This window comes from Aliagarivorans marinus DSM 23064 (assembly GCF_000429485.1).
GTDB classification, from domain to species: Bacteria; Pseudomonadota; Gammaproteobacteria; order Enterobacterales; family Celerinatantimonadaceae; genus Aliagarivorans; species Aliagarivorans marinus.
Genome location: NZ_AUBY01000017.1, coordinates 61,229 through 74,952 on the forward strand (window position 1 = coordinate 61,229; position 13,724 = coordinate 74,952).

Annotated in this window: 13 protein-coding genes; 5 read left to right on the forward strand and 8 right to left on the reverse strand. The window is 57.1% G+C overall.

Going from position 1 to position 13,724, the window contains the following annotated elements:
- The first annotated feature begins 79 nt into the window (after nucleotides 1–79).
- Nucleotides 80–1,522, forward strand: coding sequence for a right-handed parallel beta-helix repeat-containing protein (locus G461_RS0107905; protein ID WP_084429094.1), 1,443 nt, complete (start codon nucleotides 80–82; stop codon nucleotides 1,520–1,522).
- A 94-nt stretch (nucleotides 1,523–1,616) separates the two neighbouring features.
- Here G461_RS0107905 and rsgA read toward each other — a convergent pair whose 3' ends face one another.
- Nucleotides 1,617–2,663 (reverse strand): ribosome small subunit-dependent GTPase A, encoded by a 1,047-nt coding sequence (gene rsgA, locus G461_RS0107910; protein WP_026971445.1) that lies wholly within the window; start codon nucleotides 2,661–2,663, stop codon nucleotides 1,617–1,619.
- A 367-nt stretch (nucleotides 2,664–3,030) separates the two neighbouring features.
- On the opposite strand from rsgA, the gene G461_RS0107915 reads away from it, so the two are divergent.
- From G461_RS0107915 to G461_RS0107930, 4 genes are all read left to right on the forward strand, one after another.
- Nucleotides 3,031–3,711, forward strand: coding sequence for an SDR family oxidoreductase (locus tag G461_RS0107915; protein WP_026971446.1), 681 nt, complete (start codon nucleotides 3,031–3,033; stop codon nucleotides 3,709–3,711).
- A gap of 27 nt (nucleotides 3,712–3,738) precedes the next feature.
- Nucleotides 3,739–4,401, forward strand: a complete 663-nt coding sequence (locus G461_RS0107920) for an endonuclease III domain-containing protein (RefSeq protein ID WP_026971447.1) — start codon at nucleotides 3,739–3,741, stop codon at nucleotides 4,399–4,401.
- Between the two features lie 141 nt (nucleotides 4,402–4,542).
- Nucleotides 4,543–5,508 carry a sensor domain-containing diguanylate cyclase gene (locus G461_RS0107925; protein WP_026971448.1) on the forward strand — a complete coding sequence of 322 codons (966 nt, stop codon included), beginning with the start codon at nucleotides 4,543–4,545 and terminating at the stop codon, nucleotides 5,506–5,508.
- 388 nt (nucleotides 5,509–5,896) lie between these two features.
- Nucleotides 5,897–8,164 (forward strand): alkaline phosphatase, encoded by a 2,268-nt coding sequence (locus tag G461_RS0107930; protein ID WP_026971449.1) that lies wholly within the window; start codon nucleotides 5,897–5,899, stop codon nucleotides 8,162–8,164.
- A 60-nt stretch (nucleotides 8,165–8,224) separates the two neighbouring features.
- Here the strand turns inward: G461_RS0107930 and G461_RS0107935 are convergent, their stop codons facing one another.
- Genes G461_RS0107935 through rsxA form a run of 7 tightly spaced genes read right to left on the reverse strand, consistent with a single transcriptional unit; the run spans nucleotide 8,225 to nucleotide 13,545 of the window.
- Nucleotides 8,225–8,488 carry an RnfH family protein gene (locus G461_RS0107935; RefSeq protein WP_026958298.1) on the reverse strand — a complete coding sequence of 88 codons (264 nt, stop codon included), beginning with the start codon at nucleotides 8,486–8,488 and terminating at the stop codon, nucleotides 8,225–8,227.
- Entirely contained in the window at nucleotides 8,488–9,198 is a 711-nt protein-coding gene (locus G461_RS0107940) for an electron transport complex subunit E (RefSeq protein WP_026971450.1), read from the reverse strand. Before G461_RS0107940 ends, G461_RS0107935 begins: the two co-directional genes overlap by 1 nt.
- Complete coding sequence (locus tag G461_RS23680; RefSeq protein ID WP_051333444.1) at nucleotides 9,173–9,913, reverse strand: RnfABCDGE type electron transport complex subunit G; 741 nt, start codon at nucleotides 9,911–9,913, stop codon at nucleotides 9,173–9,175. Before G461_RS23680 ends, G461_RS0107940 begins: the two co-directional genes overlap by 26 nt.
- 27 nt (nucleotides 9,914–9,940) lie before the next feature.
- Entirely contained in the window at nucleotides 9,941–10,933 is a 993-nt protein-coding gene (locus tag G461_RS0107950) for an RnfABCDGE type electron transport complex subunit D (RefSeq protein WP_026971451.1), read from the reverse strand.
- Nucleotides 10,930–12,408, reverse strand: a complete 1,479-nt coding sequence (rsxC, locus tag G461_RS0107955; protein WP_026971452.1) for an electron transport complex subunit RsxC — start codon at nucleotides 12,406–12,408, stop codon at nucleotides 10,930–10,932. Before rsxC ends, G461_RS0107950 begins: the two co-directional genes overlap by 4 nt.
- 19 nt (nucleotides 12,409–12,427) lie before the next feature.
- The gene (locus G461_RS0107960) at nucleotides 12,428–12,955 is read right to left on the reverse strand and encodes an RnfABCDGE type electron transport complex subunit B (RefSeq protein WP_035477001.1); all 528 of its coding nucleotides are present in this window, start codon (nucleotides 12,953–12,955) and stop codon (nucleotides 12,428–12,430) included.
- A gap of 11 nt (nucleotides 12,956–12,966) precedes the next feature.
- Nucleotides 12,967–13,545 (reverse strand): electron transport complex subunit RsxA, encoded by a 579-nt coding sequence (gene rsxA, locus G461_RS0107965; RefSeq protein ID WP_026971453.1) that lies wholly within the window; start codon nucleotides 13,543–13,545, stop codon nucleotides 12,967–12,969.
- Nucleotides 13,546–13,724 lie beyond the last annotated feature (179 nt).

Consider the following 13,724-nt stretch of genomic DNA (forward strand, 5'->3'; position numbering starts at 1 on the left):
TGGCTCACTATCGCTGATGGCCTTACGCGACATTCCAAAACCATCGCGTTTAGCCGCTCTGGTCGAAAAGGAGTAACGAGTGTTTAAGGAATCCAGGTGTTGGTTATGGCCGCTAGCGCTATTGGTTGTTACCACCACTGTTAATGCCGCCGAGTACTTTGTCGCGCCGCAGGGAAGCGATGCCAATGATGGCAGTCGGACGCGGCCTTGGGGTAGCGTGGAACATGCCGTTGCGCAGCTACAAGCCGGCGACTACCTATACCTGCGAGCCGGGCGCTATCCGCTTGAGCAGGACCTTGTACTGGCGCAATCCGGTGCGCCCCACGCGCCCATCACCCTGACTACCCTGCCAGACGAACACCAGCAAGCGGTGCTGGCAGGCGCGGGCTTGGCGGTGTTGGGGCAAAGCCATATCCGCATCGCCGGGCTGAGTATTGAGGATCCCAGCTACCAAACGGGCCGAGGCGTGGGCATCTATATCGAGGGGGCCAATGACAGGGTGGTGAGTGATGTGGTGGTCGAGGAAAACCACATCGTAAACAGCGAGAGCTCCGGGATTGCAGTATGGGGCGTGCCTTGGGGAAGCGATCCGCTGGATTACCACAACATCCACCAGGTCAGCATCAAAGGGAATCGAATAGAGCGTGCAGTAAATGGCGGCTGGAACGAAGTGATTACCTTGGCTAATGGCGTGGTCGATTTCGCGGTTGAGGACAACCATATCTCAGAAGGCGGCGATCCCAGCAAGGGCGGCGAGGGGATCGACCTTAAAGAGGGCGTACGAGACGGGCGGGTGTGCGGCAACCATATCCATGGTATCCACCGCCGTGGTATCTACCTTGATGGCGGCGGAGGCCTGCCCGGGCAAGACTTTGGCCGCAAGCCAACCGTTGAGAACATCGATATCTGCAATAACCGGGTGCACGGTATCCGTGAGCTTCACGACGACCGAGGGCGTGCGCTGTTCGTGGGGGCAGGAGCGATGGCCCTGATGACTGAAGGCACTGGCGATATCCGCAATATTCGCATCTACAACAATCTGTTCTTCGATAATCAGGAAGACGGCATCTTGCTCTACGACCACCCCGGCGACACCGGCAAGGGCAGCGGTCGGATCGAAGATGTGACCATCTTTAACAATACGATCGTGGGGAATGGTCGCGATGGGCTGCACCTTAACTTTCCGCGCATCCGCGAGCTGTATATCGGCAACAACATCTTGTTTGCCAATCGCAGGCGCGCACTGAACCTCTATCAAGGTCGCGCTACGCTCAGCCAGAACCTGACCCGTGACCCGCTATTTCAAGGCGAGGCGTTGCGCGCTGTCGCTTCAGGTAGCAACAGTACACCAATGCTCACGGCCGAGGATTTTCGCTTGCACCATCTCTCCCATGCCAAGGGTCAGGGGCTGCGTATTATCGGCAAGGTCGATACCGCAACGCTACCAGACTATTTTGGCCAGTCGCGCCGACACCGGGTAGATATTGGGGCGATACAAGCCCAGCCGTTGGCAAGCGATTAGGCTCATGACGATAACAAAGGGCCGATGCTGTCACGCATCGGCCCTTTAGTTTTGCTGAAGAGTCGTTCCATCGATACCAAGCGGTATCAATCGATCAGCCTTCTCGCGACTTACGCCTGCGTTTTTCACTCATCACCGAGCGGCACATCTTGGCGAACTCGCGATCCTTGGAGCGCTGCTGGGCCAGACTGGCGCCGTTGCGTGCCTGTTCGCGCAGCAGCTTGAAGTAGTTGTCCAAGCGGCGTTGGTCTATCTCCCCTGTGCTAAGCGCTTGTTGCACCGCGCAGCCCGGCTCGTTGCCGTGCTGGCAATCGCTGAAGCGACATTGCTGGGCCAACTCCTCGATATCCGAGAAGGTCTCCTTGACGCCGGCTTCGCAGTCGCTGAGCTGTAGCTCGCGCATCCCCGGGGTGTCGATTAACACCCCGCCATGGGGCAGGCGGTGCAGCGAGCGGGCGGTGGTGACATGACGGCCTTTACTGTCATTTTCACGGATCCCGCCGGTTTGCTGCTGGCCTTCGCCGAGTAAGGTGTTGCTTAGGGTCGACTTGCCAACCCCGGAGGAGCCCATCACCGCTACGGTCTGACCGCTGCCACACCAGTGCGTCAGCGGCGCGATGGAGTCACTATCCAGAGCATTGACTGTCTCGACCAGCAACATCGGGTCGAGGCCTTGCACCTGCGCGCGTCGCTCGCTGGCATCAATACACAAGTCGGCCTTGGTCAGTACCACTACCGGCTGCGCGCCCACTTCATAGGCCAGAGCCAGATAGCGCTCGATGCGACTGAGCTTTAGGTCGTGGTTGAGCGAGCTGACGATAAACAAGGTATCGACGTTGGCGGCAATCAGCTGGCGAGCCAGCTTGCTACCCGCCGCCTTGCGTTGAAACAAAGAACGCCGTTCCAACAGGCGCACGAAATGCAGCTGCTGGTCGAGCAGCAGCCAATCGCCCACTGCCATTGCTGGCAGTTGATGATGGTTGGCAAGCTCAATCGCCCCTTGCTCGCTGAGCAGGCGGTATCCCGAACGCTGTTGTTCAACCACCCGCGCGATGAGTCGGTGTTGGTAGTCGTCGAGTGTCAGTTGTTGTGAAAAATAGCTGTTCCAGCCTAGTTGCTGGATGGTTAACTTTGAATGCATTACATATACCCTGAGCACATTAGTGTTGTGCTTAAGAGAATCATCAGGGTCAGATTGATACGGGCTGTCGCAGCAACTGAATCAGTCAGTGATGCGTGACAAACCGATAGGTAGACCCCGGTATAGAGCTACACCGGGCAAAAGGAGGGGCAGGTTGAGTTTAGCTGCGCGCCTTTGCCGGGTGGGTGTGAGATACAATCATTAATTTCCTCCACTGGCGTTAAAATCGGCGGCAGTTTACCACAGCCGTAAATTTGCACAAGCTGGTGAGTGTTTGAGCTGACTATGCCAATCGGCGATGGCAGTCCTCCACATTCGGCTGAGCGTGTGTAACTATCGGCCTGAATGATCGTTTGGAACACAGGCTATGACCAAAAATATACTGATTACCGGCGCTAGTAGCGGCATCGGCTTTGAGCTAACCAAACTGCTTTGCGCGCAAGGCCATCAAGTGGTGGCAAGTGGTCGCAATCAGACGCAACTTGAGCGCTTGAAAAGCGAAACTGGCTGCCATGTCGTGGCGGCTGACCTGGCTGATGCTGAGCAAACCATTGCGCTATTTAGCAAGGCCAGCGAGCTGCTGGGGCATGTCGATGTGCTGATCAACAACGCAGGACTCAACACCCGCAAGTGCGGCATCGACGAGTTGACCTTGGAAGAGTTCGACCTGCAGTATGCGGTCAACCTGCGTGCCCCCGTGTTGCTGGCCCGCGAGGCGCTCAAGCAGATGAAGACCCGCCAGTCAGGCCATATCATCAACGTGGTCAGCACCGTGGCCAAGCGCGCCAACCCCACCATGAGCGCCTATACCGCGATGAAGCAGGGCCTAGCCGGCTTTAATGGGATCCTGATGAAAGAGGCGCAGCCCCATGGCGTGAAGGTGACCGCGCTGTACCCCGGCGGCACCGATACCAACTTCCGCGAGGCAGAGCGCCCGGAGTATATGCACCCAGCCAGCGTGGCTAAAAGCATCGCCCAGATCCTCAGCCTGCCCGATGACCTGATCATGCATGAGATGACCTTCCGCCCGGCGGTCGAGCTGGAGTAAGGGCGCGATAGCGCCTTGGGAGTGGCTATGAGCGAAGCGATAACCTTGATACAACAGGTGTTCGAGAGCCTTGAGCGCCACTATGGCTACTACCAATGGTGGCCCTGCGATGATCACTACGAGATTATGCTCGGGGCGATCCTGGTGCAAAACACCAACTGGCGCAACGCCGAGCAAGCGCTGCTCAATCTAGGTAAGCCGCTCGACCCTAAGCTGATTGCCAGCTTGTCGCTGGAAGAGCTGGCCCAAGCGATCCGCTCCAGCGGCTATTACAACCAGAAGGCCAAGCGACTGAAAGCGCTGACCGAGTGGTTTGCCGGCTTTGAGTACCGTATCGATGCGCTGCGCGCTATGGAGCAGGCCGAACTGCGTAAGCAACTGCTGGCGATCAACGGCATTGGCGGCGAAACCGCTGACGTTATCTTGGTGTATGCGGTGGGCAAGCCGAGCTTTGTGATTGATGCCTACGCCCGGCGGATCTTCGAGCGGGTGGGGCTGGACGTCCCCAAATCCTACGAGGCCTTCCGTGGCTTGGTTGAGCAAGCAATCACGCCGGATACTCAGCGCTACGCCCACTACCATGGCTTGATGGTCGACCACGGCCAGCAATTCTGTAACCCCACCCCGAAGTGCGATGCTTGTCCGCTTAATCGTCTGTGCGCCCTTGGACGGACAAACACCTGCAAGTGATAAAATAAACAATAAACAGTGACTTACAGGCTAAAAACAGGTGATCACTAAAATAATGTGACCTCACTGGGCATCCTCTGTACGGCTACTTTGTCGATTGCAATCATCACTCCTAAGCTTAGGGCTTCAGGAGGTTGTGACTTGCTAAAACCGAAATTACCCGCAGATGAGGCGGCCCGGCTAACCACCCTGCATTCGCTCAATCTGCTCGATAGTCCTGCCGAAGAGCGCTTCGATCGGATCACCCGAATGGCCAAGCGCATGTTCGATGTGCCCATCGCCTTGGTGAGCATTGTCGATGAGAACCGCCAGTGGTTTAAATCGAAGCTTGGCACCGAGGTGTGCCAGACCGATCGGGATATCTCGTTTTGTGGCCATGCCATATTGGGCGACGAGCCGTTTATCATCTGCGATGCCACAAAAGACCCGCGCTTCGCCGACAACCCTCTGGTCACCAGCGAGCCGCATATCCGCTTCTATGCCGGCTGTCCGCTGCGGGCCTTTGACCAAACGAAACTGGGCACCCTATGCATTATCGACACCCACCCGCGTTTGCTGACCAGTGATGAGCTGGAATCCTTGGTGGATCTGGCGCGGATGATTGAGAACGAGTTTGCCGCCTATCAACTGGCCACCATGTGCGAACTCACCAATATCTCCAACCGCCGCGGCTTTATGCTGTTGGCCCAACACTCGTTACAACTGTGCGCCCGTGAACAGTTGCCTGCCAGTCTGGTGTTTATCGACCTAGATGACTTCAAACAAATCAACGACCGGCTTGGCCACAAACATGGCGACCGCTTATTGAAGGAGTTTGCCAACCAGCTAAGTCAGGTATTTCGCGATGCCGATGTGGTGGCGCGGCTCGGTGGCGATGAGTTTGTGGTGTTGTTTAGTAACGCCCGCAAGACACAAGCCGAGGAAGCCCTCAAGCGGCTCAATGTGCTAACCACCAGTAACGAGTTGGCCGAACGCTGTGGCTGCGCCATCGCCTTCTCCAGCGGGGTAGTGGAGTATGACCCCGAGCACCATCCATCGCTAGAGGCCTTGTTGGAGGCGGGCGATAAGCTGATGTATCAAGCGAAGCAAGCCAAGAAAGGCCGTTAGGCTATAACTGCACGCGTAAGTACTAGTTGCCGATTTGTTTCGGTTGTTAACTTAGGACCTGCCTTGTTACTTAGGCTAATCGCTTATTGCAATTGACTTTTCTCGCTTAGCTAAAGGAAGCGTCAGCGCTTAGTCAATCCAACAGACTCTCCCGACTCTGGTCAGACTTCCTTTGTCACATAACTGTAATCTAAGTGAAAAATGAAAAGCCTTTCAATCCCACTTTTTCTCTATCTTGCTGATTTTAAATAGCTAACCTTCGCAGTTTGACTTTTTGGTCAATTCTTAGTTGATGTTTTTTTCGCTAGCCTTTCTCGAGCCAATTGGTATTGGCATCACATATAAGGCGGGTTTATAGCTCGCTGATAAGGGAAAGGAATACAAGGATATGAAAAAAGCAAAACTCTCGTTGCTATATAGCGCCATGGCGGTGATCGGCGCTGTCACGCTGGTTGGCTGTGGCAGCGACACTGAATACGTTTACGTTGATCGCGATGGCGATATCGTTACCAGCATCGATACCGGGCCTTACGCCTGTACCGAAGAAGAACTGTTGGAAAATGCCAACAAAGACTGCCGACTCTACATCAAAGGCTCGATGAATGGCTGGTCAGCGCCACCGAACGCACAGCTTCACTACCAAGGCGATGGCCTGCATATCGCACTGTTTGGCATGGAGCAAGGCTCTTACGAGTTCAAAATCTCCGATCCAGAATGGAGCAATGAGCGCGACCTGGCCATCGGCGCAGATGAAGACAAAGTCGTTACCATCGACACCCTCTACAACCTACAGCGCAAGTTTGACGATTACCAAAACCAGAACATGACCTTTGTTGTGGATGATGCGCAAGAGCAGGTGTTCCGCTTTACCCTCGACGCATCGGAAGCTGCCGGTGGGATTGATAACCCCAACATGTACATCGAAAATATCACCGATAGCGATACCGATAACCTCACGGTGCCGGTCTATCTGGTCGGTGATTTCAATGACTGGGAAGTCAGCCAAGACTACCAGTTTGAGTACCAAGGTGCGGGTAACTACCAGGTGCTGGTGTATTTCGAGGCCGCAGGCGACATTCAGTTTAACTTCCAGCAAGGCAGCGACAGCCCACTGGTCTATGGCGCACTTAAAGATCGCTCAGTGAACTTGGGTGAAGGGGTTTCTGCCCTGACATCATATCCGGGCGGCAAGATGAATGCGTCGGTTGAGCAAGGCAACTATGTGTTCAACATCTCTATGCTGGGCGATGGCCAAGTGGCAGTGCCTGTTTCAATGGCGAAGATGCGTGCAGTGTCTGGCCACAACAAGCTGACTGCGCCTTTGGTTGCCACAAGTGTGGGAGCTGATGGCTCTAGCGATGCAGAAAGCTATGATTGGCAAGTGAGCGGTGATGCAGCAGTAACACTGCTTGGTGATGAGACCCAAACCACTGAAAACTTCAGAAAGCTGGCAAAAGCTGATGCTGCGGGCTCATTCGATGTGACGCTTACCACCAATGCGGGCACCAAAGCAGAGCTGGTGGATAGCCACAGCGTCGACGTGATTGACCTGCTACCTACTAAAAACGTGATCCTAATGATCGGTGATGGTATGGGCGATGGTGCTCTCGATGTTAGCCGCGCCTACCTTGGTGAAACCCTGTTTATGGAGCGAGGTACCAGCCATGGCCGCTCTAAAACCGCCAGCGCCGATACGCTAGGGTTTGAGCAACTACCTGGCATCGGTGAGAACTACTACACCGACTCTGCAGCGGCTGCAACGGCGCTATCCACCGGTCGTAAGGTAAATAACGGCGTGGTCTCGTTGGCCTACCCTGGTGATGGCTCACCGCTACAAACGATTCTGGAGTATGCCCAGCTAAGCGGCCGCTCTGGCGGTATTGTGGCGACCTCGCACTGTGTGCATGCAACCCCTGCAGGCTTCGCCTCTCACGGACCAAACCGGAACGACTTTGTACAGCTATCAGCAAGCATGTATGGCGATGTTCAACCCAACGTCACCCTATGTGGTGCCAAGCAAGTCAGCGGCGTTGATGTGATTAGCCAAGCGGCGAACGATAACGACTACATCGTGGCAAACAATAACACCGATATGCAAGCCAAGCTGGCCACCCTGCCAGCGAGCGATGCCGATGCGGAGATCCTGTTTGCGGGTATCTTTGGTGTAGATGAAATCCCGTATATCTCGCCAAACCGCTATCAGCGTGAAAAAGGTTGGAGCTATGAGTCGCTGGATATTCCGAGCTTGCCAGAGATGAGCTTAACAGCCATCGATATCCTGTCGAAAAACCCTAATGGCTTCTTCCTGATGATCGAAGGCTCACAGATCGACTTTGCCGCCCACAACAATGACATCGACCGAGTCATCGAGGAGACCCTCGACTTCGATGATGCAGTAGCTGCAGTGGTTGAATGGGCCAAGGCCGATGGTGAAACCTTGGTGATTGTCACCGCGGACCACGAAACCGGTGGCCTGGAACTTATCCGCAACAACGGTAAAGGAGAGCGCCCGCAAGTGAGCTGGAGCACCGGCGATCACACCAACTCTGACGTCTCAATCTTTAGCTGGGGCGTCAACAAACAGGTGTTTAACGGCCACATTATCGATAACACCTCGATCAACAACATCATGCGAGGTGCATTTGACGCCGAGTAATCAATCGATGCACTAGCATCATCAACTAACGAAAAGGCTCGCATTTTGCGAGCCTTCATTTTAATCGTCATCATCTTCGTCATCATCATCGGGTCGCCAGGTGGTGGGGCGGTAGATCTCCACTCTATCCCCTTCGACCAAGGGATTATCCAAACCGACAAAGCGGCCGAAGATCCCCAGTTTCTGTTGCTGTAGATCGATCTGCGGGAACAGGTCGAGGATGCCGCTTTGGTGGATGGCATGGATGGCGGTGGCACCTTCTGGCACTTCCAGGTCCAGCCATAGCTGCTGTTCGGGGGTGGCGTAGGCAATACTGACATGCATTAGCTTGCTCCTTCTACAGACGGCTGTTCGCCGGACTCTTCTACAGATAGCTCTGCGACCTCGGGCTCGCTAGGCTTCTCCAGCCACGCCTTAAGCAGGCGGTGCAGGGCCAGCAGGCCACCCAGTACGATAAAGCCTCCCGGCGGTAGCACCAACAACAGCATCCCGCGATAATCTTCAATCACCTGCAGCTCCATAAAGGAGAAGGCAGGGCCGAGTAGGATGCTGGCGTTGGCGAACAGGGTGCCAGAGCCGAGTACCTCGCGTAGTCCGCCCAGTACTACCAGCACCCAGGTAAAGCCAAGGCCCATCGCCACGGCATCGGCAAGGGCGGGCAGCACGGAGTTTCGGCTGGCGAAGGATTCCACTCGGCCAAGGATCGCACAGTTGGTGACAATCAATGGAATAAACAGCCCCAATACCTTATGCAGCGGGTGCAGCCAGGCGTTGAGGATGAGGTCGGTCATGGTCACCAAGGAGGCGATCAGCAAGATGTTAATCGGGATCCGCACCGCTCGGCTAATAAAGGGCTTTAAACAGGATACTGCCACGTTGGCGCAGATCATCACCGCCATGGTCGCCAGCCCCAGTCCCAAGCCGTTGGTGGCAGTGGAGGTTACCGCCAGCAGCGGACATAGCGCCAGACACTGACCCAGCACCACGTTGTTATCCCACAGGCCGTCTTTAAAAATGCTGCGATAGTTGCTCATGAGCTGACTCCGGTTGTTCTAGAGAGTGAAGGCTGAGGGGAGGAAGGTCGGCAGGCTGCTCGGCGACTGGCTTGAGCTGCTCAGCCAGCGCTTGCAGGCTATGGTGCACCCCATACACCACCGCGCGTGGGGTAATGGTCGCGCCGGTGAACTGGTCGAACTGACCGCCGTCTTTCTCCACCGCCCATTGGCTGGTATCGGTGTTGCCGAGGCTGAGCCCCTCGAAGCTGGTAATCCATTGGTCCTTGGCGATCTCAATCTTATCGCCCAGGCCCGGGGTCTCGGCATGGCTGAGCACCCGTACGCCGAGGATCTGCATCTGCTGGTCGAGGCCGACTAAAAACTCGATGGCTCCGGCGTAGCCGGGGGTTTGGCCCTGCAGTACATAGCCCGAGGGCTGGCCAAGCTCATCGCTGGCCTGATACCACAGGTAGCTTTGGCCATCGAACTCGAAGCGCTGTTCGGTGTCGAGCAAGGCGTTGTGGTAGTAACTGGCTGGGATCACCATATCGATGGCAGCCAGCTTGTCTTCGCGCAGCCGCTGCTCAATGGCGGGGGCGGTAAAGCTGTTCAGCAGCAACAGTAGCGAGCTGCATAGCGCAACCGCGATGGCCAGTGAGGCCGACTGATACCAAGTGTGCTCGCGCACCTGCTCCATGGTTTGCTCTAGTCTTTGTGACAGCTTGACTTGGCTGGGTTTGGCGACATCTTGCATGGGCTAACTCCTCCTTGATGCGCGTGATTACTGCAGGTGAGCCGACTGGCTGCCGAACACTGCCGGGCGCAGATAATGGTCAATCACCGGCGTGGCAGCATTCATAATCAGCACCGCAAAGGCCACGCCCTCGGGGTAGCTGCCAAAGCTGCGGATCAGCCAGATCAGCAGGCCACAGCCCAGACCAAACACCCACTGTCCCTTGTTGCTGGTGGGCGAGCTGACTAAATCGGTGGCGATAAAAAAGGCCGCTAGCATGGCGCCACCACTTAGCCAGTGGTGGAGGATCGAATCAAAGCTCTCCGGGGCGATTAAGTGAGCGACTAACGCCGGCGCGCCTAGGCCAAGCAGCAAGGCCACCGGGATCACCGGGCGGATAATCTTCAGCCATACCAGCGCCAGACCACCAAGCAAGATCAGTATCGACGAGGTCTCCCCCAAGCTGCCGGGGTGGGCACCGCTTACCAGCTCAACCAGGCTCAACCCTTCGGCCATGTTATACAGCGGGGTGGCGGCACTGATGGCATCGATGCCCTGCCAGGCGGCGCTTAAGATAATCTCGCCATCAGCAAAATCAGGCGTGGCGATGGCGCGCCAGTCGGTGAGCTCCACCGGAAAGCAGATCAGCAGCATCACCCGCCCGAGCATTGCTGGGTTAAAGGGGTTGTGGCCAAGCCCGCCAAACACCTGCTTACCGATGATAATGGCAAAGGCTGAGCCAAAGGCGGCAACCCACCATGGGGTGGACGCGGGCAGGCTCATCGCTAACAGCAACCCGGTTAACAAGGCCGAGCCGTCCATACAGGCCCGCCAATCGTGGCGGCGCAGCAACAGACAAAGCCACTCAGACAAACACGCGGCGGCAATACAGCTGGCCAGCACGATCAGCGCCGGCAGGCCAAAGTACAGCACTCCCGCCGCAGCGGCGGGCAGCAGACAGGCTGCCACGATATACATTAAGCGGGTGGTCGACGTTCCGGCATGGGTATGCGGCGACGCCAGGGCTAACATCTTGCTCATTCTTCACCTCCTGAAGCGGCGCGGCGGCGGGCCGGGCGTTTTCGCTTACTGGCTTTGGCCGCTTTAGCGGCTTTCTTCGCTTCTGCCTCTTTGGCCAGGCGCAGCTGGCGAGCTTGGGTCAGCTCACGGGCATGGGCTGATTTTTGGCGCATGCTACGCTGGGCGTTGAGGTTGCCTCGGGCATGCTGGAAGTACTGCACCAGTGGGATCTTAGATGGGCAGACATAGCTACAAGCACCGCACAGCAGGCAGTTATCCAGCCCAAAATGCTGGGCCTGCGGCCAGTCGGAAACCCGGCTGTAGGCCGCCATCTGAAAGGGCATCAGCCCCATTGGGCAGGCTTCCACACAGCTGCCACAGCGCACACAGGCGTGGCTCTGCTCTTGGCGCAGTTCGCTTTCTGTTAGCGCCAGCACCCCGCCGATGCTTTTATCGGTGGGCACAAAGGGAGAAGGTAGGGCCTGGCCCATCATCGGACCGCCAGCGACTAGGCGGGCCGCATCGACCTTCAAGCCGCCACGCTGGGCGATAAGCTGGGATACCAGCGTGCCAATCGGCACCACCAGGTTGCCGGGCTCCTCCACCGCAGCGCCGGATACGGTAATCACCCGTTCTATTAGTGGGCGAGAGAAGCGCACCGCATGGAACACTGCGCGGGCGGTAGCGACGTTGTTCACCAGGATGCCGAGCTTGGTACTGAGCTGCCCCGGCGGCACCATCTCCCCGGTGACCGCTTTGATCAGGTGGCGCTCCGAGCCCATCGGGTAAAGGCTAGGCACGCTTTTCAGCGAAATCTGGGGGAGCTCGGCGATGGCATCGGCCATCATCGCGATGGCTTCGCCCTTGTTATCTTCCACGGCGATGATCGCTTGCTGAGCGCCCAAGGCCTTCAGCATCATTTGAACCCCTGAGACGATCTCGGCCGCTTGTTCGCGCATCAGTCGGTCGTCACAGGTCAGGTAGGGCTCGCACTCGCCGCCGTTAATCAGCAGGGTGTGGACCTTGGCTTGGCGGGCCAAGCGCAGCTTGACCCCGGTGGGGAAGGCCGCGCCACCGAGGCCGACAATCCCGGCGTCCAACACCTTTTGAATAATCTGCTCGGGAGTGAGCTGGCGAAAGTCGCAGGGGCGATGGTCCTCACCCCAGCGTGGGTCGCCATTGTTCGACAGCACCATGCAGCTGGTTTTAAGCCCCGCCGGATGTGGGCTGGTCACCTCTTTAATCGCTTCTAACTTGCCATTGACCGGCGAGTGCAGTGGCACCGCCATATCGCTGCTGCCCTTGGCCAGCAGCTGGCCTTTAAACACTGTTTCGCCCACCTCGACCAGCGAGACCAGCTTAGCGCCGTTGCGTTGCTGAAGATTGAGATAGAGATGATCGGGCGAGTCGAGCCGGTCGATATACTTATCTTCGGTCAGCTCTTTAAAGCCCTTGGGATGAATGCCCCCGGCGAAGGGGCGTGCGGATAAAAACATGCTCGGCTCCTTAATTGGGCTAGGCTACTTGGGGCTTCGGCCAGTTCCAGGTATGTGGCTGGACGGCCTGCGGCTGCATGGTCAGGCATCCCTGTGGGCAGGCCTTGGCGCACAGGTTACAGCCGGTACATACCTGAGAGATCACGGTGTGCATCTGCTTGCTGGCACCGACAATGGCATCGAAGGGACAGGCCTTAAAGCAGCGGGTGCAACCGCTGCAGTTGCTCTCATCAATCACCGCAATCATGGTGACCTGCTCGCCGTCGTCATTCAGGCTAATGCCCAGTAGCTCGGCCACGCTGGCCGCCAGGCCTTTGCCACCGGGCGGGCAGCAGTTGGGCGAAAGGCTGCCAGAGACCATCTTCTCGGCCGCTTGGCGACAGCCGGGCTCGCCACACTGGCCACATTGGCCGCCGGGCAGCATTGCTTCAATCTCATCGACCCGCGGATCGCCCTCGACCTTGAGGGTTTTAGAGGCCCAACCCAGTGCGCCGCCGAGTGAGGCGCCCAATAAGGTTAGGGCTAGCAGTGAAAGGACTATCATCATCGCATCTCTCCTTATTTGACCATGCCAGCAAAGCCCATAAAGGCCATCGACAGGATGCCTGCGGTAATAAAGGCTATCGGCAGTCCAGCGAAGGCCTCGGGCACGCGCGACAGTACCAAGCGCTGGCGCAGTCCGGCGAACAACACAATCACCAAGGTAAAACCGGCCGCGCTGCCGAAGGCATAGAACAGCGTGGTAAGCAGGCTCATCTTTTCTTGAATGACCAACAGCGCGACCCCAAGCACCGCGCAGTTGGTGGTAATCAGCGGCAGGAAGATCCCCAAGGCTTGATACAGGCCTGGGCTATATTTCTGAATTAGCAGTTCGGTGAGCTGCACCACGGCGGCGATCACCAGGATAAACACCAGGATGCGCATCACCCCCAGCCCCAGCGGCTCGAGTAGCAGGCTTTCCAGTAGCCAGGCGGCGATGGCGGCTAGGCAGAGCACGAAGGTGGTGGCCAGCCCCATGCCTAAGGCACTGTCGACCTTGCTGGAGACGCCCATAAACGGGCACAGGCCGAGAAACTTCGCCAGTACCACGTTGTTCACCACCGCCGTGGCAACAAACACCAACAGATATTCGCTCATTGGGCTCTCTCCTTGCTTGTGTGGCTTATCTGGACGCTCGGGGAGCTGAGCGGTCCATTGCGCTGTATAAGAAGAGTGATTGCACAAGGCATACCATGGGGCAGCGGAGCACTATTTTGGGGCTTAAGCCCCGCATGGCGTGGTGTAGCGGGTGACAGGACTCAACGACATTGAGGTTT

Bases quoted from the DNA above. Each gene is read 5' to 3' on its own strand.
- rsgA (WP_026971445.1), bottom strand. From the start codon at position 2,663: ATGCATTCAAAGTTAACCATCCAGCAACTAGGCTGGAACAGCTATTTT.
- G461_RS0107915 (WP_026971446.1), top strand. From the start codon at position 3,031: ATGACCAAAAATATACTGATTACCGGCGCTAGTAGCGGCATCGGCTTT.
- G461_RS0107920 (WP_026971447.1), top strand. From the start codon at position 3,739: ATGAGCGAAGCGATAACCTTGATACAACAGGTGTTCGAGAGCCTTGAG.
- G461_RS0107930 (WP_026971449.1), top strand. From the start codon at position 5,897: ATGAAAAAAGCAAAACTCTCGTTGCTATATAGCGCCATGGCGGTGATC.
- G461_RS0107935 (WP_026958298.1), bottom strand. From the start codon at position 8,488: ATGCATGTCAGTATTGCCTACGCCACCCCCGAACAGCAGCTATGGCTG.
- G461_RS0107940 (WP_026971450.1), bottom strand. From the start codon at position 9,198: ATGAGCAACTATCGCAGCATTTTTAAAGACGGCCTGTGGGATAACAAC.
- G461_RS23680 (WP_051333444.1), bottom strand. From the start codon at position 9,913: ATGCAAGATGTCGCCAAACCCAGCCAAGTCAAGCTGTCACAAAGACTA.
- G461_RS0107950 (WP_026971451.1), bottom strand. From the start codon at position 10,933: ATGAGCAAGATGTTAGCCCTGGCGTCGCCGCATACCCATGCCGGAACG.
- rsxC (WP_026971452.1), bottom strand. From the start codon at position 12,408: ATGTTTTTATCCGCACGCCCCTTCGCCGGGGGCATTCATCCCAAGGGC.
- G461_RS0107960 (WP_035477001.1), bottom strand. From the start codon at position 12,955: ATGATGATAGTCCTTTCACTGCTAGCCCTAACCTTATTGGGCGCCTCA.
- rsxA (WP_026971453.1), bottom strand. From the start codon at position 13,545: ATGAGCGAATATCTGTTGGTGTTTGTTGCCACGGCGGTGGTGAACAAC.